This window comes from Xanthomonas sp. 3058, assembly GCF_014199765.1.
In the GTDB taxonomy this organism is placed as follows: Bacteria; Pseudomonadota; Gammaproteobacteria; order Xanthomonadales; family Xanthomonadaceae; genus Xanthomonas; species Xanthomonas campestris_B.
The window spans coordinates 65416-86483 of sequence record NZ_JACHOF010000002.1; the positions used below are offsets into that span (position 1 = coordinate 65416).

The 21068-nt window shown below is 64.6% G+C and carries 15 protein-coding genes; 9 read left to right on the top strand and 6 right to left on the bottom strand.

All coding sequences use genetic code 11. The features are described from left to right. Positions 1-413 precede the first annotated feature (413 nt). Positions 414-1424, bottom strand: coding sequence for a helix-turn-helix domain-containing protein (locus GGR61_RS04210; protein WP_260286880.1), 1011 nt, complete (start codon positions 1422-1424; stop codon positions 414-416). A gap of 499 nt (positions 1425-1923) precedes the next feature. Here GGR61_RS04210 and GGR61_RS04215 point away from each other — a divergent pair, with 499 nt between their 5' ends. Beyond that, positions 1924-2430, top strand: a complete 507-nt coding sequence (locus GGR61_RS04215; RefSeq protein ID WP_184408854.1) for a VOC family protein — start codon at positions 1924-1926, stop codon at positions 2428-2430. Between the two features lie 30 nt (positions 2431-2460). Then, positions 2461-3777 carry a PLP-dependent aminotransferase family protein gene (locus GGR61_RS04220; RefSeq protein WP_184620565.1) on the top strand — a complete coding sequence of 439 codons (1317 nt, stop codon included), beginning with the start codon at positions 2461-2463 and terminating at the stop codon, positions 3775-3777. 123 nt (positions 3778-3900) lie between these two features. Here GGR61_RS04220 and GGR61_RS04225 read toward each other — a convergent pair whose 3' ends face one another. Next, positions 3901-5037, bottom strand: coding sequence for an alpha-hydroxy acid oxidase (locus GGR61_RS04225; protein WP_184620566.1), 1137 nt, complete (start codon positions 5035-5037; stop codon positions 3901-3903). Positions 5038-5352: 315 nt separating this feature from the next. Here GGR61_RS04225 and GGR61_RS04230 point away from each other — a divergent pair, with 315 nt between their 5' ends. Then, positions 5353-6603 (top strand): aspartate aminotransferase family protein, encoded by a 1251-nt coding sequence (locus GGR61_RS04230; protein WP_184620567.1) that lies wholly within the window; start codon positions 5353-5355, stop codon positions 6601-6603. A 322-nt stretch (positions 6604-6925) separates the two neighbouring features. Here the strand turns inward: GGR61_RS04230 and GGR61_RS04235 are convergent, their stop codons facing one another. Both GGR61_RS04235 and GGR61_RS04240 read right to left on the bottom strand, forming a co-directional pair. Continuing rightward, positions 6926-8743 (bottom strand): transmembrane repetitive protein, encoded by a 1818-nt coding sequence (locus GGR61_RS04235; protein ID WP_184620568.1) that lies wholly within the window; start codon positions 8741-8743, stop codon positions 6926-6928. Between the two features lie 13 nt (positions 8744-8756). Beyond that, positions 8757-9356 carry an NfuA family Fe-S biogenesis protein gene (locus GGR61_RS04240; RefSeq protein ID WP_006450396.1) on the bottom strand — a complete coding sequence of 200 codons (600 nt, stop codon included), beginning with the start codon at positions 9354-9356 and terminating at the stop codon, positions 8757-8759. An 87-nt stretch (positions 9357-9443) separates the two neighbouring features. Here GGR61_RS04240 and GGR61_RS04245 point away from each other — a divergent pair, with 87 nt between their 5' ends. The 4 genes from GGR61_RS04245 (at position 9444) to GGR61_RS04260 (ending at position 13198) form a co-directional block, all read left to right on the top strand. Further along, a complete protein-coding gene (locus tag GGR61_RS04245; RefSeq protein WP_184408859.1) occupies positions 9444-9800 on the top strand; it encodes a 4a-hydroxytetrahydrobiopterin dehydratase in 357 nt (118 codons plus the stop codon). Next, complete coding sequence (locus GGR61_RS04250; protein ID WP_184620569.1) at positions 9797-10219, top strand: energy transducer TonB; 423 nt, start codon at positions 9797-9799, stop codon at positions 10217-10219. The genes GGR61_RS04245 and GGR61_RS04250 overlap by 4 nt, the downstream gene beginning before the upstream one ends. 260 nt (positions 10220-10479) lie before the next feature. Continuing rightward, positions 10480-11298, top strand: coding sequence for a zinc transporter ZupT (gene zupT, locus GGR61_RS04255; RefSeq protein ID WP_184620570.1), 819 nt, complete (start codon positions 10480-10482; stop codon positions 11296-11298). A gap of 130 nt (positions 11299-11428) precedes the next feature. Beyond that, on the top strand, positions 11429-13198 hold the full coding sequence (locus GGR61_RS04260) for a DUF3300 domain-containing protein (RefSeq protein WP_184620571.1): 1770 nt from the start codon (positions 11429-11431) through the stop codon (positions 13196-13198). A gap of 33 nt (positions 13199-13231) precedes the next feature. On the opposite strand, the gene GGR61_RS04265 is transcribed toward GGR61_RS04260, so the two are convergent. Beyond that, positions 13232-14218: an RluA family pseudouridine synthase gene (locus GGR61_RS04265; protein ID WP_184620572.1), complete on the bottom strand. Its 987-nt coding sequence runs from the start codon at positions 14216-14218 to the stop codon at positions 13232-13234. 412 nt (positions 14219-14630) lie between these two features. Between GGR61_RS04265 and GGR61_RS04270 the strand changes: the two genes are divergently transcribed. Continuing rightward, positions 14631-18134: an Rne/Rng family ribonuclease gene (locus GGR61_RS04270; protein WP_184620733.1), complete on the top strand. Its 3504-nt coding sequence runs from the start codon at positions 14631-14633 to the stop codon at positions 18132-18134. Between the two features lie 404 nt (positions 18135-18538). Then, on the top strand, positions 18539-20101 hold the full coding sequence (locus GGR61_RS04275; RefSeq protein ID WP_184620573.1) for a DUF1963 domain-containing protein: 1563 nt from the start codon (positions 18539-18541) through the stop codon (positions 20099-20101). Between the two features lie 110 nt (positions 20102-20211). On the opposite strand, the gene GGR61_RS04280 is transcribed toward GGR61_RS04275, so the two are convergent. Then, a complete protein-coding gene (locus GGR61_RS04280; RefSeq protein ID WP_184408866.1) occupies positions 20212-20859 on the bottom strand; it encodes a response regulator in 648 nt (215 codons plus the stop codon). Positions 20860-21068 lie beyond the last annotated feature (209 nt).

The window sequence follows — 21068 nt, forward strand, 5'->3', positions numbered from 1 at the left end:
GGGCCCGTTCCCGCCCAGCGTCGCGGGACACGCTGCAAGCTACGTCCTTGTAAGCGCTTACGCGGCATCCATGCCGCGTAAGGTCCCGCGACGCTGGACGGGCAAGGACCAGTCGAGATGGTCGGCATGCATGGGTTTAAACCAAGCAACCAGCGGAGTCTCTGGTGCGGTGTCCTCGCCGCTTGCGGGACCGGGTGGCGGCATGGATGCCGCCACCGAGCCTACATGGACGTACTTGCGGCGTGTCCCGCCAGCGGTGAGGGCACCGCGCATTCGACCCACTCAGTGTTTGATCTGGACTTCTGACGGCATCCACCAAGATACGGCCGACAAAACCACTGCACTCACTGACAGGCGCTCGCTAGGTTTTTTTACCTGCTCTTCTTCGCTATCGACCGTGATGCGTACGCCGATCAATAATCGCCACGGCGATACCGCAGCGGCGACGCACCCATTTGCTGCTTGAATAGACGACTGAAATGCGGGCAACTGCTGAAACCGAAAGAATAGGCGATCCCGGTAATACTCAAGTTACTGGAACCGCGCAGCTCCTGCGCACATTGCTCTATTCGTCGCCGCCACAGATAACCGTTCAGACTCTCGCCGTTACCTCCCTTGAATGCGCGATAAACCGTGCGCTTACTCCATCCGAGCGCGCGCGAGATGGTGTCCGGGGACAACTTCGGGTCGCGCAGATTGCGTTCGACGAACTGCAACACCATCTCGCGCGAGGGCCGGTTGGGTTCCACCTGAGGCTTCGCCACGGCGGCTTCCTTGAACGCCAGCTCCAGCAGTTTAATCATCGCCTGCGCAAAAAATTGCCCGCTCTCCGGATTGCAGAGATCTGGCTCATTGAACAAGCGTTCGACGAAACTGCATGCCAGGCGCTGCATCGGCGCCGGCCTGCAACGCCGATGCGAGACGACGCCATCCATCATCCTGATCGCATGCCGCGGCTTCTCGAACCAGATGAAATGTTGTTCGACATTGGATTCACTGACGATACTCAACGCCCGCTGGATCGACAGCACCGCCATCTCGCCGGCCCGCAACTCCAACGGCACGTCATCGTGCACGAACGTGCTCATACCCTTGAATTGTAGCGCAATCAGCACGTGGGAATGACGCTCGGCGTCGCCGCCGAGCGTCAACTCGAGCTGATGCCCGCTGGCCGACACCTTGGAAACATGTAGATCGCCCAGGCGTAATTGGGTAACAGACCCCTGGAACGCCGGTTGAGAAGGAATGAAGGAAAACGTGTGTCGACCGGGCGTGTCGTCAACGACCGCACCGACCGAGCGTGACATCCACTCAAGCCAGCGAAGCACGCGCTCGCCTGGGTGAACTTGCGAGGTAGAAAACGAATTAAGTATCTCCAACGATGACGCAGGCCGCACATCCGGTGCGCAACGTGAAAGTTCCATTTGTGCTCGGCATGACTTATTCATCCCATCCGGCCCCTCAGGAATCAAGTTGTGGGCACGGGATGCTAGGCAGGCATTGCGTACTTTTCGTGACAACATCAAAAAACAAAACCGTAGATATGGAACCATACATCATTGAATTTTATTTAACTTAAAATCTTAAACCGGGCTCATAAAAGTATTTATGCAATATTTTCACGGGGAATAAACTTCCTTGAAGAAATGTATAACTAAATTATTTTCATAAAAAGAAATGTTTATACCTCCAATTTCCCGGCATGAACTCGGGTTAACTAAATCGACTTATGCATTGTCACAGCGCTTTCTTATTTGCCGACTACTTTCAACCCCCAACTCCAAGCGCTGCATGCGCCTGAAACACCCCAATATCTGCAGCGATACAGACTGACCCGTCTTGCAAGTCTGCGCACACCCGCCTGCCAAGATACGATTTTCGTCGGCAACCCAGTAGATTCCCCGATGTCATACGGAGCGTTCGATGACTGAAATTGTCCAACAACTCGATAATGCACCGCGCTATCACAAGATCGATCACATCGCGCTCGCCGTAAACGATCTTGAAGCGGCCATTACACTGTTCCGCGACCAACTCGGCTTTGTATTGACAGGGCGACGCCACATCAGTGGCAAGACAACCGGCATGCTTTCGGCTGAGATGCAGCATGGCGACCTCATGTTCGTGCTGTGCCAAGGCACCGAACCGCAATCGCAGGTGTCGCGACTGATCGAGAATCACGGCGTGGGCGTCGCCCATATCGCACTGCGCGTCGACGATGCTCATGCCACCGCCAAGCACCTGCGCGAGCGCGGCCTGGCCTTCGACACCAACGTGATCGAAGGTCAGGGGCTGCGGCAGACCTTCTCCAAGCGCGACGAGGTCACTGGCCTGAGCTTCGAGTTCATCGAGCGCAGCGGCGAAGTCGGCTTCCAGGATGCCTCGGTCAACGAGCTATTCGCGCAATTGGAGCGCAGCGGCGCCTATTGACCGAACATCTCGCAGCTCAGGAGCCAGCCGATGCCCAACACAAACGCCTCCCCAGCAGCCGGCGGCGATCGTCTGGACGTGATGAACTTTCTCAACGAAGTTTCTTCACGACACTCCAACGCCATCTCGTTCGTTTCAGGACGTCCGACCGACAGCTGCTTCGATCTACAGGCCTGGATGCGCACCGTCCCGCGCTTCGCCGCGCACTTGGCGCAGCGTCACCACATCAGCCAGGCAGGTGCGCTCGAACTGATCGCACAGTACGGAACCACCCAGGGCATCGTTGACGACCTGGTCGTGGCGCAGCTGGCGGTGGACGAAGGCGTACCGGCCAGCACCGATCGTATGCTGATCACCGCCGGTTGCCAGGAAGCGCTGCACTTGTGCGTCACCGAACTTTGCCGACAGCCGAACGATGTCGTGCTGGTCCGCAATCCTGCCTATATCGGCATCACCGGAGTCGCCGACAGCCACGGCATTGCCATCACCGCGTTCAATCGCGACGGCCGCGCCGACGCCGAGGCACTGGCCGAGACGCTGGACGCGCTGAACGCCGCCGGGCAGCGTGCGCGCCTGCTCTATCTGGTGCCGGATTTCGACAACCCCACCGGAACGGTGCTGCCCTACGATCAGCGCGAGGCGATCATGGCCGTGTGCGCCGCGCACGGCATCCTCATCCTGGAAGACAATCCATACGGGCTGTTTGCGTTCGAAGCAGAGCGCGTACCCACGATGCGCGCATTGGACAGCCATGGGTGCGTCATCTATCTGGGCACCTACTCCAAGACGCTGTGCCCAGGCCTGCGCGTGGGCTTCCTGCTGCTGCCACCGACACTATTCGGCAGTGCGGCAGCGGCAGGCGCCCTGCACCAGGCGCTGATACGGCGCAAGAGTTTCGGAACGCTCAACACCAGCCAGGTCACCCAAGCCATCGTCGGCGGCGTGCTGATCGAACACGGTGGCAGCCTGGCGAGCCTGATCGAGGCGCCGCGTGCCCTGTACCGGCGCAATCGCGACCGCATGCTGGAATGCCTGGCGCACGAACTGGGCGAGATGAGCCCGCAGATCCATTGGAACGTTCCGGCAGGCGGCTTCTTCCTGGTCGTTACGCTGCCGTTCGTGTTCGCCGCCGAAGAAGCCGCGTGTTGCGCGCGCGAGTGCGGCGTGCTGGTGATGCCGCTGTGCTTCTTCGCGATCGATGGCAGTTGCCGCCAACAGGTACGCCTTGCCTATAGCAACGTGGCAACCGACCGGATCGCCGAAGGCATCGCGCGGTTCGCGCGATTCGTGCGCCATCGACTGCATGCGGGCAATGGCCTGCACCAGATGGCGCCCAGCCTTGCGTAATGGACCGCTGCGCTGCGCATTTGAGCAGGGCAGGCGCAACAAGCAGACCCGCCACGCGATCTCCATTGCGGTGAGGAAGACGCGGTTCCTGCCCCCCAGCTGCCAGCGCGCAGCCGGATGCGATCAATCCAGCACGATCGAGCGATCGATCTCCGCGATCCGGGTCCGCCCGCACAAGGCCATCGTCAATTCCAGTTCGCGCTGGATCAACGTCAACACCCGCGTCACGCCCTGCTCGCCGAGTGCGCCGAGCCCATACAGCCACGCACGGCCGATATAGGTACCGCACGCCCCGAGCGCCAGCGCCTTGAGCACGTCCTGGCCACAGCGGATGCCGCTGTCCATGTGCACCTCGGCGCGGCCGGCGGCGAGCTCGGCGATCGCAGGCAGCGCGCGAAGGCTCGACACGGCCCCATCGAGTTGTCGCCCTCCGTGATTGCTGACCACCAATGCGTCGGCGCCGGCCGCCAATGCCTGCCGCGCATCTTCCGCATCGAGCACGCCCTTCACCACCAGCGTCCCACCCCAGCGGCTTCTGATCCAGGCCAGGTCGTCCCATCCCAGGCTGGCGTCGAACTGGCGAGCAGTCCACTCCGCAAGCGTCTGCAGATCGCCTCGATCAGGCGCGTACTCGAGCAGATTGCCGAAGCAACGGCGGGGCGTGCGCAACATTCCCAGTGCCCAGCGCGGATGGCTCAGGAAATCCAGCAGCACAGCGGGCCGCAAGCGGGGCGGCACGCTCAGTCCGTTGCGAAGATCGGCATGGCGCTGGCCCAGGAACGGCACATCCATCGTCACCACCAACGCGCTGCAACCGGCAACGCTCGCACGCTCGATCAACGCCGCCACGATGCCTCGATCACGCAGCGGATAAAGCTGAAACCAGCAAGGCTGGCGCACGCTCGCGCAGACCTGCTCCAGCGAGCAGATGCTCATCATCGACAGGACGAACGGCACGCCGAACGCCTCGGCCGCGCGCGCACCGAGCATCTCGCCATCGGCGCGGATCAGGCCAGCCAGTCCGGTCGGCGCCAGCGCCACCGGCATCGTCACCGGATGCCCGAGCATGAGCGTGGCCGTGCTACGCAGCGAAACATCGCAACCGATGCGCTGGCGCAGCGCAAGCGCATCGAAATCGCGGCGATTGGCCTGCACCGTCGATTGCGACCAGCTACCGGCGGTCGCATAGTCGTAGAACATGCGCGGCACCCGACTACGCGCCAAGGCTTGCATATCGTCCAGGCAGGTCAGGGTCTGCATCGTACGAGCCTAACGCGCGCAGATGACCACAATACGTCGCACATGCCCATGCATCGCGGCAGGCCCACCGGCGACGCCGCAGACAAACGCGCGTCACGGCCAGTCAAGTTGCCGGCCAAGCATCGCTGTAAAAAAGCGCGCATCCACCGCTTGGCAGCAGCGCCTGGCGCGGCGTACGGCAACCGTCGCCCGCTGGCGGATGCGACGTGGCCCACAACGTCGCTCGCCGCCAGCATCGGGCAGGCAGCACGGAAGCGGGATCGACGCATCTGGCCTGGCTGGGGCGGGATGCTGCCGTGACGAATCGAGACAGATATGAACGACCCTCGCCAACTGTTTCAGCAGCATGAATCCAACGTACGCAGCTATTGCCGCGCGTTCGACGCGCTGTTCGTCCGCGCTGCTGGCAGTGAGCTGTTCGACGCGCAGGGACGCCGCTACATCGACTTTCTCGCCGGCTGCGGCGCACTCAATTACGGTCACAACGATCCGGACATGACCGAGGCACTGGTGGCGCACCTGCGCGATGGCGGCCTGGCGATGTCGCTGGACCTGCATTCGCAGACCAAGCACGACTTCATCGACGCCTTCGTCGCGCATATCCTGCAGCCGCGCGGGCTCTCGCACCGGCTGCAGTTCACCGGCCCGACCGGCGCCAATGCGATCGAGGCTGCACTCAAACTGGCGCGCAAGCGCACCGGACGTCACAACGTCATCGCCTTCAGCAATGCCTACCACGGCCTGTCGATGGGAGCGCTGGCCGTCACCGGTAGCCGCCACCACCGCATGGACCTGCCGCATGGCGGCGTCACCCGGCTACCGTACGATGGCTATCTCGGCACCGGAGTCGACAGCGCCGCCTTGCTCGAGGCGCTGCTCGACGATCCTTCCAGCGGGATCGACCCACCTGCGGCGATCGTGCTGGAACTGGTTCAGGGCGAAGGCGGACTCAACGTCGCGTCCACACCCTGGTTGCAGCGGGTGTTCGCGGCCGCTCGCCGTCATGGCGCGTTGACGATCGTCGATGATATCCAGGCCGGATGCGGGCGCTGCGGAAATTTCTTCAGTTTTGACGGCCAGGAACTGGTCCCCGACCTCATTACATTGTCCAAATCATTGTCGGGCTTCGGCTTGCCGTTTTCCCTGTTGTTGGTCGCTCCCGAGCACGACAGCTGGCGTCCCGGAGAGCACACCGGCACCTTCCGTGGCAACAACCATGCCATGCTCACCGCGACGGTGGCGCTGCGCAAATTCTGGACAGACGATGCGCTCTGCACGCACATCGACAGGCGTGGCCAGATCGTGGCCCAGGCGCTGACACGCATGGCGGAGCACGTGCCGGAAGCCCGGGTCAAGGGACGCGGCATGTTCATGGGGCTCGACCTGCGCACGCGCGAACGTGCTGCCTGCGCAAGCGCGGACGCATTCCGCAACGGACTGGTGATCGAAACGGCAGGGGCGCGCGGCGAGGTGCTGAAAGTCATGGCCCCCTTGACCACGCCGGATGCGTTGCTGCACGAGGGCCTGGAAATCCTGTCGCATGCGGTGCTCTCGGCACGCGGATAACCTGCGAAAGCAAGGCGTCAGGCTCTCGCTGATCTCCACGAATTTGCTCGTTGAGCGGTTAGAGCCAAGACCCACCCTGAACTCCAATACCTGTCACCACGCGCCAACGTGGCAGGCGCAGCCGTACCGCAGCGCTCCTCGCCGGCCTGGATCTCGCCGATAGCGTTGCGGCAAAATTCTCGCCCGTTCGCGCATACCGGTCAGGCCCCGATGGCCATCCCGGTTGCCGCGCGCCAGGAGTCCTGCTTCGACCGCAGCTGTCGAAGATCCACGAAAGACTATGCATTCAATACGTTGCGAAAAATACGCCGCGCAACATGGTTCAAGGGTTAGCTACAGCCCCATTGTCTTCCTGCAACTCCCGCTTGAACGGTACGTCCGGCGGCGGTCTTGCCGTTGCGGGCTGATCGTTGAGATTCGGGTCGCTCAGGCCGCATCCGCCACCTAATTGCAGCAGCGAAACCACGCAGCTGATCTTGGTGTTGGTTCCAGGAATCGGAATCTCGATCTTCTTCAAGCCTCTGCTGACCCATTCCTGCAGTAGCGACTGGTTCGGCATCCAGTACTTGTCTAACGACGTTGGCGTGTAGCCCTCTGGCGGACGCTTGAGCCAGGTGCCGCCTTTAGCGATCTGGTCGCGGGTCCAGGTGTCGGTCTCGCTGCCTGGCGGTCCGCGATTGTCTGCACCGTGACCGTCCGCACCGGCTCCGGCGACGCGGACGCTGCCGTCAGTCTTGAACATGCCATTGCGCTGGCCGTTCGCACCGGTGGTTTCGCCGCTGCGGTTGCGGTCCGATTTGCTCCAGTCGTCAGCGTTGGCGGCGACATCCCAGCCGCCGCTGCGGTCGGCGGGCTTCGGGCCGGCGTTGCCGCCGCTTGCTGGTCTGGGCGATGACGTTGTCGTCGCTGCCGCGTTGGCCGCGGGCTGGGATCGCGTCGGATTGGCCTGCGGCGCCGGTTGCGCGGCAGCTGGCGTGCTCTGCGCTGCAGCGGCAACGGTCGGCGATGGCGTCGCCGGTACAGCTACCGGTGCCGGTGACGGTTTCGGCTCGGGCTGCGATGCAACCGGCGCGGGCGTTGGTGCAGCATCCGGCACGTTCGGCAATTCGGCAGTTCGAATTGCGACATCCGGCATGCGAACGGTTGGGCTGATCGCTCGACTGCGCACTGCCGGCGCGGCAATCTGCGGTCGCTCCGGCACGACGATTTCACGCTCGCGCACGGCGGGGGCATCGGCGGATCGGACGGCGACGGTTGTGGCGGGACGCTGCAATTCGCGTAGCTGTGGCCGTTCTGTCACCGGGTCGATGTCGCGTTGCCGGACTTCGACCTGCGGCGCTGCCGGCGTGCTCGTTCGTGGCGTCAGGGTCATTGTGGGGGGCGGCGGCACGACGAAATCGTTCGTGGCCACCGGCGTTTCGGTGACCTGCAATGGCGATTCGATCGTCACCGGCCGCACCTGGACCCTGACTTGCGGTACGTCCGGCGTCACTGGTTCGCTTGCAACCGATGGCTCCTGTGCAGCTGCGATCTCCTGCGGCTGGGCAACACCGGGACTGTCGGTCCGCTGGGATGCCGTCGGCGTCGACGTCGGCGTTGCCTGCGCGGTCGGGTTGGCGGTTGCAGCAGACGCACTGGATTGCGCCGCCGCCGATGCATCACCAGCAGCCGCCTGCGCTGCAGGTTGACCCTCGCCACCGCCCTGCTCCGCCGTGCCGTCGCCGATAAAGGTCATGCGCACGCGTGCTTCGTCGGCTTGCGTCGATTCGTCCGGCGCCCAGCGCACGCTGACCACCCAGATCAGCAGTGCAATAAAACCAAGATGGATCAACAGGCTACCGAGCAGCGCCAGCCAATGCTGCGGACGCTGATCGCGCGGTCGCGGCTCCCAGTGCTGCCACCACAAGCTGCGAAATGCCTGAAATGGCGAGAGGATTGCAGCGACGCCGGCACTGCGTGGAGGCAGCGGCCGCGCCAGCAGGACGCCGGTCACCGCAGCATCGTCGAACGGCGCCGTCGCAACGTTGCGGCGGCTCATCCAGCTTGCCCAGCCATAAGGCAAGCCGGTGCGCCGATCCAGAATGCGTCTGCCCGGCATACGCGCCAGCAGCGCCTGCAGCAGATCGGCGGCAGTGATCACGGGTGACGCGGAATCAGGCGGCGCTGTCGCGCGGGATGTACGGCGCGTCGCCGGTGGCGTGGTCGGTGGCGTCACGGACTGCAATCACGCCCGGCACACGTCCCATCAGGGTTTTTTCGATGCCCTGCTTCAAGGTGACATCGGCCATGCCGCAACCATGGCAACCGCCACCAAAACGCAGCAACACCACACCGTCAGCGGAGACCTCCTGGACCGCCACCCGACCGCCATGCGAGGCCAGCTGCGGGTTGATCTCGTTCTCCACCACCCAGCGCACGCGTTCGACCATCGAAGCCGAATCGGCCGGGGCTTCGCCCTTGATCTTGGGCGCCTTGATGGTCAGCTGCTGGTTGCCGGTGGATTGGGTGACGTAATCGATCTCGGCGCCATCCACCCACGGCACGCTGGCGGCGACGATATACAGGGTGAAGCCGTCGCAGTCGATCGCCCATTCGTCGCCACTCAAATCCGCCGGCTCGGCGAACTCGAGCCGCGCATCGGCGCGCGGGGTGCCCGCGTCCACCGCGCTCAGGCGCACGCCCATGCCGGGCACGCCCTCCCGTTCGATGAGCTTGCGGAAATAGGTCTGGGCTTTGTCGGATATCTGGATCATGCGGGTTATTCTAGCGCTCATTGCGCCCCCGCTCATGGAACACCGTGATCCTGACGGCGCACCGTCCGCCACCCCTGCGAGACCGACATGACCGATCTGATTCCCCTGGAGCAGGCCCATTGCCTTCCGCGCAAGGGCAGCGACCACAGGCTGGGCGAAGCGCGCCTGGCCGAACTGTTGCCGCAGGTGCCCGGCTGGGAGCTGAGCGAAGCCGGCACGGCCATTACCCGTACGTTCCGTTTCGCCGACTACTACCGCACCCTCGCCTTCGTCAATGCGCTGGCCTGGATTGCCCACCGCGAAGACCATCACCCCGATCTGGGGGTGCACTACGATCGCGTGGTGGTCCGCTATTCCACCCACGACGTCGGTGGGCTCAGCGAGAACGACTTCATCTGCGCGGCCAAGACGGCGCAACTCTACGATCAAGGAGTCACGGCATGACCAGGTATCGCGCCGCCCTCGCCGGTTTGTTTGTCGCTGCCGGCCTCGGCGGCTGTGGCAAGTCGCCGCAGCAGGCCACCGCCCCGGCCGCTGCGCCGACCGAGCTGGCGGCAGTGAAAACGCCACCGCCGGACTATTCGCCGCAACTGGCCTGCGCCGGTATCGGCGGCACCACGGTCCTCAGGGTGGTGATCGGCACCGAAGGCACGCCCACCGATGTGTCGGTGACCCAGAGCAGCGGCCAGCCGGTGCTGGACGAAGCCGCTCAGACGCGCGTGCGCGAATGGAAATTCCGGGCCGCCACGCGCAACGGCCAGCCGGTGCCGCAAACCATCCAGGTGCCGGTCGCCTTCAAGCCACCGGTGCCGCGCCCGGACGAATGTTTTGCCATCGAAGAGCGCGCACGTCGCGGCAGTTGATGCGGCGTGCGTAGCGGCACGAATCCAGGTCCAGGCGTGCGCCGATGTGTTCTTGCGATGCAGGCAATCGCGCACTGAGCACATCAAGCGCACGCGTCTATTCGCTGCGTAGATTGGCACGCAGGCCGCGTCAGACACCACGCGTCCGTCATCCAGGCATGGCCATCCTGCATCTGCCGGTGGCCGGGCCGGGTGTGCGTCGTTGCCGTCGCCACGCGCCTCGCCGGATCGTTCCTTATTCCACAAGGTCGTTGCGTCACATGCTCGAAGTGTCATCCCATAATGTCTGGACCGCCTTTGCGGTCACGCTGGCGGCAGGTCTTGCGACCGGACTCGGCAGCCTGATGGTCGTGTTCTCCAAAAAGCCCAATCCGCGCCTGCTGGCGTTCGGGTTGGCATTCGCTGGCGGTGCGATGGTGTACGTGTCGCTGTCGGAGATTCTCAACAAGTCGATCTCCGCATTTTCCAACGCCTACAACGACAAACTCGGCTTTACTCTCGGCACGCTGAGTTTTTTGGCCGGCATGTTGTTGATCATGGTGATCGATCGCTTGGTCCCCAATCCACACCAGAGCCTGTCCAGCGACGATCCACTGTTCCGCGACGACAACCGCGCCTACATCCGCCGGGTTGGTTTGATGACGGCCATCGCCATCACCGCCCACAATTTCCCCGAAGGCCTGGCGACCTTTTTTGCGACGCTAGAAAGCCCGGTAGTGGGCATGCCGCTGGCGTTTGCCATCGCCATCCACAACATCCCCGAAGGCATTGCGATCGCGGTGCCGGTGTACTTCGCCACGCGCAACAAGTTCTATGCCTTCGGCGCCAGCCTGCTGAGCGGATTGGCCGAACCCATCGGTGCCGGCATCGGCTATCTGGCCTTGTCCAACGTGCTGTCAGAAGCGGTATTCGGTGCAGTCTTCGGGCTGATTTCCGGGGTGATGGTGTTTCTGGCGCTGGATGAATTGTTGCCAGCCGCCAAGCGCTATGCGCAGGGCCACGAGACGGTCTACGGCCTGGTGGCCGGAATGGGAACCCTTGCGATCAGCCTGGTGTTGTTCCGCTTCGCAACGCCCTAGGCTGCGCTATTTGCACGATGCCTGAACGCAGCCGTGCTCGGCCATGGTCAGGCGCCTTGTAGCAAGCTCCCAGACATTCAAGGCGGCGCATGGTACGCGCGTCATCCACGTGCACACAGCGAGGTGCCGTATGCAACGCCACACATGGTCACAGGAGCGCCTTGCCTTGGCGCTGGCCATCGCGTCCAGCAGCATGTTGGTCCTGGGCGGATGCCAGCGCGACGCAGCGCCGCCGACTGCGCCAACCGCAGCCGAGCCCTCTACCGCCGTGACGCCACCGCCCGCGCCGGCTTATACCCCGCCCACAGCGGACCAGTTGTATCAGCTGGTCGCACCGATCGCACTGTTCCCGGACAAGCTCCTGGCGCAGACCCTGGCTGCGTCGGTTTATCCGGATCAGGTGCTCACCGCCCAGGACTGGCTGCGCAGCAATCGCAATCTGACTGCCGCCGACCGCGCGCAGGCCACCGTGCCGCAGCCGTGGGACCCCAGCGTCAAGGCATTGACCGCGTTTCCGGATGTGGTGGATCAACTGGCCGGCAACCTCGACTGGACGCGTGCGCTCGGCGATGCCTACGCCCACGACCCCAACGACGTGCTCAATGCGGTGCAGGTCATGCGCCAACGCGCCCAGGCCAGCGGCCATCTGCGCAGCACGCCGCAACAACAGGTCCAGGTCGCGCGCCATGTCGTGGTGACACCGATCCTGGACGAGGACCGTATTCCGCCTCCCCCACAGGTGATCACGATCGAGCCGGCCCAGCCGGACGTGGTCTATGTGCCGCGTTACGACCCCGGCGTGGTCTACGGCACGCCGGTCGATGTCTACCGCGATTACGGTTATCGCCCGGTGCGCTGGTACCGCCAGGAAGACCTGGTGACCACCGGCGTGGTGTCGTTCGGCGTGGGCGTGTTGGTCGGCAGTGCGCTGGAGCATCACCACGGCTGGTTCGGTTGGGCTGCGCCAGCGCCGGCCTGGCATCGCTGGGGCTGGAACACCTGGGGCGTGGACTGGAATGCCCCGCCTGCCGCACCGCATTACGTGGTCTATCAGAATCATGTCTATGCGCCGCGCACCACCATCATCAACAACCGCACCACCTCGATCGACGCTCGCTCCTACGTGCGCCAGGACCAGCGGCGCTGGTTCACTACGGCTCCGGTATCCGCGCCCGCTGCCGGGTTGGCACCGCAGCACGGCGCTGCAGCGCAAGCCGTTCAGGCAATGACGTCTACGGCACGCGCGCAATCCCCCCGCAGCATGCCCGGCCCCAACGCAGCAACGCCCTCGCCCGCTGGCTTCCGCCGCGCACCGGATTACGCGCATCTGTCCACGCCGCGCTTCAATGCGCAGATGCTGCAGCCCGGTCGTCCGGTGGCACTGCGCGCGCCGGGTGCAGTGCCGGCGACCATGCCATCGGCATCGCCGGCTTCGCGCTATGTGCCACAGATGCAAGCGCAGGCGGCGCGTCCAGCCGCCCGCGCAACCGGGCCGTTATCGCGGACCGTTCCCTACCGTCCGGCAGCCGTCGAGCAGCAACGCGCAGCGATGCCGACGCATGATGCGGCCGCAATGCGGGACGTGCGCGATAACCAGCCCCGGGCATCAGCGCAGCTGCCGCTCTGGAAGCCACCCGTGCGCGACCAGCAACGCACGCCGGCACTGTCGCAGGCAGCCTTTGCGCGCCCCGCTCGCATTCAACGCCCGCAACAGTTGGCGCCCCCACGGCCAGAGCAACGCGTTGCAGTGAAGGCCGAACCGCAACAGCACATGCAGCGGATGGCTTCCTTCACACCGCCACGCGCCGCCCCAGCCCGGTCGATGGAACCGCATCCCGCCCGGCCGCGCGCTCCACAGCAACATCACGACGGCCACCATGACACCCGGCACGCAGGCTGAGCCGCTGGCGCTGGAGCCGCCACCAAGGCTGCTTCAGCGCCCCAGACGGTCCAGCGCGTCGGCCAGTTCCGGCGCCAGCGGTGCACTCAGTACATAAGGTGTCTTGCCGGCATCCAATGCGAACTCCAGCGACGCTGCGTGCAGGAACAGCCGCTTCAAGCCAAGTTGGTCGCGCAAACGCTTGTTGACCTCCGCCTCGCCGTACTTGTCGTCGCCCGCCACCGGGTGCCCCAGGTGCTGGGCATGCACGCGGATCTGATGCGTGCGGCCGGTTTCGATGCGGACTTCGCAATACGAGTGCCCGCCGCGTCGCTCCAGCAGCTTGAAGTGGCTGAGCGACGGTTTGCCGATCGCATTCACCTGCACATGCCGCTCGCCGCCTTGGCGCAGCCCGATGTGCAGCGGCGCATCGACCGTCATCACTCCGTCCGGCATCCGTCCGACCAGCAAGGTCAGGTAACGCTTGGTGATGCCACGCCCTTCGACCCGGTCGTCCTCCCGCATCAAGGCCTGCATCTCGGTCAGCGCCGAGCGCTTTTTGGCCACGATCAACAGGCCCGAGGTGTCGCGGTCGAGCCGGTGCACCAGTTCCAACGATTGATTGGGACGCAGCGACCGCAAGGTCTCGATGGCGCCGAAGCTGATCCCGCTGCCGCCGTGACTGGCGACACCGGAGGGTTTGTTGAGCGCCAGCAGGCGCGCGTCCTCGAACACGATCGCCGCTTCCAGCCTGGCCAGGAACGACGACGGTGGCGCCGCCTTGTCGCCTTCTTCGGCAACGCGCACCGGCGGGATCCGCACTTCCTCGCCACCTTCGAGCTTGCGCTCGGCCTTGGCGCGGCCGCCGTTCACCCGCACCTGGCCGCTGCGCACCAGCTTGTAGATCAGGCTGCGGGGCGCGCCCTTGAGCTGGCCGAGCAGGAAATTGTCCAGCCGCTGCCCAGCACGGTCTTCCGGAACTTTGAGAATACGCACGCCCACACGGTCGGTGGGCGGCTTGGGGGGCTGGGGGTCGGTCATCCGGCTCTTTATTCTGTTACACTCGGCGAGCGAGATAAGGGTTTGATTTCGTTGGAAGTTGATTGGCCAGAAGCCTGCCTTCCGATGAGTCCGGCACAGTGCGCGACCACCGCCCCCGGGGCGGCCATGTTAGCGGCTCACCGGCCTACCCGGCCATCGCCGGCGGTCTTTAGACCGTTGCGCTGAACATGTCCCGTGCGCTGCCCCGGTCCGTCCGGACGCGGCTGCCGGCCCTGAAACACCTATAAAACTTAAAGACAAGCGCTCCCGCGGCCTGCCGTGGTGTTGCAGCGCTGGAAACCCTGGTCAGGCCTGTCCGCGCGTTGCGCGAAGGGCCGACAAGCTGTTCCAGAGGCGAAACGTCACGGCGTTCCGCGCGGTAGAGCGCGTGAGGAACGCAACAATGAAGCGAATGCTGATCAACGCAACGCAGGCCGAAGAGCTGCGCGTAGCGATTGTGGACGGCCAGACCCTGTACGACATCGACATCGAACAGCCGTCCAAGGAACAAAAGAAGTCCAACATCTACAAGGGCCGTATCACCCGTCTCGAGCCCTCGCTGGAAGCGGCGTTTGTGGACTATGGTGCCGAGCGCCATGGCTTCCTGCCGCTGAAGGAAATCTCCCGCGACTATTTCCAGGCCGGCGTCGACCACAACAAGTCGACCATCCGCGAGCTGTTGCGTGAGGGCCAGGAAATCGTGGTCCAGGTGGACAAAGAAGAGCGCGGCAACAAGGGCGCTGCCCTGACCACGTTCATCTCGCTGGCCGGCCGCTACATGGTGCTGATGCCTAATTCGCCGAGCGCCGGTGGTGTCTCGCGCCGGATCGAAGGCGAAGACCGTGCCGCGCTGAAGGACGCGCTGGACAAGCTCGACATTCCCGACGACATGGGCGTGATCATCCGCACCGCCGGTGTCGGTCGTGACGCCGAAGAACTGCAGTGGGATCTGGATTACCTGCTGCAGACCTGGAAGGCGATCGCCGAGGCCGCACTGAGCAAGCCGGCCGCCTTCCTGATCTACCAGGAATCGCGCCTGATCATCCGCGCCCTGCGCGACTACCTGCGCGCCGACATCGGCGAAATCCTGGTCGATACGCCGGAGCTGTACGCCGACGCCCAGGAGTTCATGCAGCAGGTGATGCCGCAGAGCCTGCGCAAGCTCAAGCACTACACCGACGACATTCCGCTGTTCAACCGCTTCCAGATCGAATCGCAGATCGAAGGCGCCTACGAGCGCAATGTGCGGTTGCCGTCGGGCGGCTCGATCGTGGTCGACCAGACCGAAGCGCTGACTGCCGTCGACGTGAACTCCTCGCGCGCCACCAAGGGCAGCGATATCGAAGAGACCGCCTTCCAGACCAATCTGGAAGCGGCCGAAGAAGTGGCGCGCCAGTTGCGCCTGCGCGATCTCGGCGGCCTGGTGGTGATCGACTTCATCGACATGGCCTCGACCAAGCATCAGCGCGAAGTCGAAAACAAGCTGCAGAACGCGCTCAAGTACGACCGCGCGCGCGTGCAGCTAGGCCGCATCTCGCGCTTTGGCCTGATGGAAATGAGCCGCCAGCGCCTGCGTCCGAGCCTGGGCGAGTCCAGCCAGATCGTCTGCCCGCTGTGCGATGGCCACGGCCGCATGCGCAGCGTGGAATCGCTGTCGTTGTCGATCATCCGCGTGGCCGAAGAACATGCCATGAAGGAAAACACCGGACAGGTGCTGGTCCAGGCCCCGGTAGAGATCGCCAATTACCTGCTCAACGAAAAGCGCAGCGCGCTGCGCGAGATCGAGCAGCGCCACGATTCGCCGATCATCATCGTCGCCGACGAGCAGCTGCGTACGCCGCATTACGAAGTCACCCGCCTGCGCGAGAACGAGCTGGGCGAAGACAGCGGCAAGCCGAGCTACCAGCGCGGCACCCCGCGCAAGCTGCCGGTGCATGCGCTGACCAAGGCGCAGTTGAATATCCCCGCCGCTCCGGCAGTGACCTCGATCAAGCCGAGCCAGCCGGCGCCGGTGCGTGAGGAAGCCCCTGCCCCGGTCGCTGCGGCACCCGCACCGACGCCGGTCGTCGCGTTGCCGATTCCGGCGCCGGTCACCGGCGTGGTCGGTTGGCTGAAGCGGATCTTCGGTGGCGTCGAGCCGGTCGCTCCAGCGCCGGAATCGACCCCGCGCCCGCGTCAGAACGATGCCGGCCGCAGCAACCGTAACGAGCGTAGCGATCGCGGCGGCCAACGTCGTGACGGCCGCGATGCCCGCAACGGTGGCAACGCTGGCAATCAGCAGCGTGGCAATGGCGGCAATGGCAACGGCAATGGCGCCAACAAGGAACGTCGTGACGAGCGTCGCCAGCCGAGCAACGGCCAGAACGCGCAGAACGGCGCTCAGGCACAGCAGGTGCAGGTGCCCAAGCCGCCGCGCAATGACCCGCAGGCGCCGAAGCAACCCCAGCAGCAGAAGCAAAAGCCGCAGAACCAGACCCCGCGTCCGCCGCGTGCACCCGCACAGCAGCAGGATGGTGCGACGCCCGAGCGTCAGCCGCGTCCTGCGCGTCAGGACGAAGGCACCGCCTCCGCACAGACGCTGACCGCCACTGCCGCAACCGAGAGTGCAGTGTTGGCAGTGGCCTCCACTCCTGCGCCTGTCGCAGCGCAGGCAGCCGCAAGCGAAGCAACGCCGGCACACCCGGTCGATGGCATCGTGAGCGAGTCGCATGCCGATCGCGGCAGCGACGCAATCGCGGATGGCCAGACGCCGGATGCCCCGGGCGATGATTCGGCCAATGGCGAAGGCGGAAGCCGTCGTCGTCGCGGTCGTCGTGGCGGTCGTCGTCGTCGTCGTGGCGCAGGTGCCAATGGCGAAGGCGGCACCGGTGCCGATGGTCTGGAGACGGACGATCTGGACGGCGATGGCGAGGGCGATCTGGACGGCGACAACGACGAGGCCGCGACGCAGTCGTCGTCCGCTGCTGCGCCGCGCGCCGGACAGCCGGAGTTCGACTTCGACGATGACGCCACCACGCCTGTGACCTCGGCGCCCCCGAAGGCCGACAACAGTGCTCCGGTCGCAGTGAAGCCGCGTCCGATCCCCAAGGAACGTCAGGAAGTTCGGGCGGCCGATGACGCGACAGCGACCACTGCGCCGGTGTCCAACACCTCGCCGTCGTCGGAACAGCATGTTGCGACTGCGCCGGTGGCCGCTGCAGCCGAGCCGACACAACGCGCTGCAGCAACGGCACCGGTCGCGCCGGTGGCGGCTCCTGCTGCTGCTCCGATGGCGGCACCGAGGTCCGTAGCCGAGTGTGCCGACCCGGCATCCTCAGTCTCCGAGCCTGTCGCACAGCCCCAGGCTGCACCGGTGGCTGCGCCCGCACCTGAGGCACCGATCTCGACCGGCCCCCAGCAGGCAGCGCCTGCGGCAACGTCCCATGGACAGACGCAGCCTGTGCAAGCCGACACGGCGACAGCCAGGCCGTCCGACGTCCAGACGCCGCCCCCGACGCAATCGGCAAACGCCCCGGCGGTGCATGCCGCCGTGGCGACCGTCACCGCGCCGCATGCAGCGACGTCCGGCGATGCCGATTCCGAGGGTGCGGTGAGCTCCACGGCGACGTCGCCGCAGAGCCTGCCGACCACCGAGGCCGCCCCCGCAGCACCGGTACGCACGCCGTATGCCCCGGTGCAGACGACGCTGCTCGATGCCTTGTCGCCAGCGCAGGCGCAAGCGCCGATCTCCACGCCCACTGCGGTGGTGCCGACCGGAAGCGCGACCGCAACGCCGGTCAATACGCAGGCACAGGCCGAACAGCCCAAGCCGGCGGTCGCTGTCTCCGAGCCGATCAAGCCGACGACTCCGCAACCGGGTGATGCTGAAGTGGACGCATCGAAGGACGAAGCAGGCAAGCCGCGTAGCGATCACTGATCGGTTGGGCATGAAGCATCTCGCCCGAGTGCTCGGGCAAGATGCGCATCAGACACAGCGGCCTTCGGGCCGCTGTTTTTTTGGGTGCCGCCTGCCCGCAACGAGGTCTCCTCGAACCGTCTGAAAGCTCGCTCTCCGGTCAACGTTCATTGACGATGCGTCGAGACGCGCATGTGGACCGCCTGCAATGGACCGCAGCCGCCGCTGCGACCAGCGTGAAGACGCGCGCAATATCTCGCCGACCGCGCAACAACCATGGCGGCAAAATCACCCGTGCGCACGGCATCGGTCATCCTGGGCAACCGCCAGGACAGAGTGTCCGCCGCTGCTGGACACCGCTATCATCTGGCTCTGCGCGCCGAGCCACCCTCTGTGGCAGCGGGCGTCATCACAGGAGAATGCCGATGCGACTGGTCGAAACGCAGGAGTTTTCCATCCAAGCCAATCCGATGTTCGAAAACGCGCGCGTGTTCGCCGGTTCGATCAGTCTCAAATGCCAGCCGCAGACCACGTTCTCCCCTCAGATGAGCGTGTGGACGGCGGATGTGGAGCAGGACGTGTCGCCGCAGGACTGGCTGACGAATGTAGTACGCGACGACGACCCGCTCGTCGAACGCAAAGCCGTTGCTTTCGCCGGAATGCACGGTGAGATGGTCAAGCTCAAGGGTCGCCTCGAGGACTGGGAAACGACGCATGCGCGGGATTGGTACCGGCTGCGGGCTTTGCTGGTCGCCGCCGATGGCGGCACCTGGTATCACGCCACGGCGATGACCAGCGATGCCGACCTTGCGGCAATCGAGGCAGACTTCGAGCGGCTGCTCGGCTCCATCCAGGTGAAGCTGGATGGCGCTGCGGCCAGCGGGGCGCGAATGGCGGGCGACGAACAAAAGGACGCCGTGTTGTCGCAGGTGAAGAAAGCTCTGGATGCGGCCGCAGTCGTGCAGCTGGAGCGGGAAAACGCCCTGGCAAAAGCCACCGGCGATGCCCGAGCCCGCGCGCCCGTGGCCGACATCGAGACGCGCTTCGAGAAGGCCGTGGCCATGCTCGGCCTGGACGACAAGCGCGAGCTCTTGCGTCAAATCGTAGTGCCCACTGTCTCCCTCACCGAAATCGATGTGGCGGACAAGAACGCGATCGGCTTGAGCCGTATTGGCGGCGGTCCCGATCTACCCGAGGGAATGGACTGGCCACGCGATGCCAGCGGCTTCCATCTGAACTTTCTCGCCCAGATCGAACTCGCCGAGCTGCCGGAGCGTGCCGAGATCCTGCCGCAAGCGGGACTGCTCGCCTTTTTCACGGGATCTGACTATTCCGATTGGCGCGTGCTGTTCACCCCGCCCGGCACCGCACTGGTGGCCCATGCCCTGCCCGATGATGCAATCGACACCACCGAGTCCGCGTTGCGCATGGCCGAATGGAATCGTGACCAGGACCGCTTCGTCGCGAATGGAGTCAGCGTCGATGGGCTGTCGGTGGACACCGATGCGCAAGGACGCATGACCTTCAAGCGTGACGGTCGGGCGGTGATGGTGTTCGCCTCGGAATACGAGATCAGCCAATCGGCACAGGGATTGCGCCTGGAGCGATCGCTCAGCGCCCCGTTCGATCTCTCCGGCAGCAACCGTCCGACTATCGACGCGGATGCGGAACTGGACGATCTCTCCGATTTCGCGCTGGCGATTGCGGAACGGTTCCAGGTCGGCGACGGCCCGCAGCACCAGATGTTCGGCATTTGCGGCATACGGGGCCTGTCCGCCATTCAGCAGCTGGCAGCCGAGCATGCGAGCAGACAGGGCTGGTCGGACATCGCGACGCCTGACGACTGGTTCATCCTGATCAAGCTGGCGTCAGGCGGCCAGGCCGGTTTCAGCTTTTCCGACCACGGCGATTACATCTTCATGGCACATCGCAAGGACGCCGCGAAAGGTGACTTTTCGCGGGTGTATGCCTTCGTGGAATCCGGCTGACGCCCCGCCGGGCTGGCGAGCGCTACGCTCCGGCAAGCAACCGCGTGCTCGCGGAGCGCCGTCGATGCGACTGCGCAGCACGACGGCTGTGCCGCATTCAAGGCTGCGCGTTACAAGGTTCTGGACGGATCGGTCAGGCCGTACTGATTGGCCAGGCGCGCCAATGCGATGTTGTCCTGGATGCCGACCTTCTCGAACAGGCGCGCCTTGTGCGTATTGACGGTCTTGGCGCTGAGGCTCAAGCGCTTGGCGATATCCTCCTGGCGCAGGCCCTGAGTCAGCAGCAAAGCGACTTCCAGCTCGCGGGGCGACAAGGCATCGAAGGGCGAACCGCCGCCCTCCAGGTTTGACAGGGCCAGGTTCTGCGCAATGGTGTTGCCCAGATAACGCCGACCCAGCGCGACCTCGCGCACCGCACGCAGCAGTTCGTTCGCATCGCCGCCTTTGCCGACATAGCCCGAGGCACCCGCTTCTAGCAGACGCTTGGGCAATGGGCCGTCTTCGAGCACGGATACGATGATGACGCGTGTGCCGTAATCGCCTTTGACGATGCGCTCGGTGATTTCCAGCCCGCTAACGCCAGGCAGATGCAGATCGCATAGCACGATGTCGGGCTTGAGCTGGCGAATCTGCGGCAATGCCGCCTCGCCACTCTCCGCCTCGCCAACCACATCGACGTCCACTTCCTTGGACAGGATCATCTTCATGCCTGTGCGCACGAGTGCATGATCGTCAATCAGAAAAACTCTGATGGTCATCCTTGTTGTCCTCGCTGTGCGGCTGGCTGATGCAGCCTAGCTGCGTGAATAATTCAGGGCAAGCTCGATGCGACGTATTACCTTTGAGTCAGAGCCCATAGCGTTCTACCGCTGTCTATCATGGCAGGCATTGGAAGCACCATCGCGGCGTCATCAGATGATGCAAGCCAGGTAAGTGCGCGAATATCGGGCAATTCACTCGCGCTTGG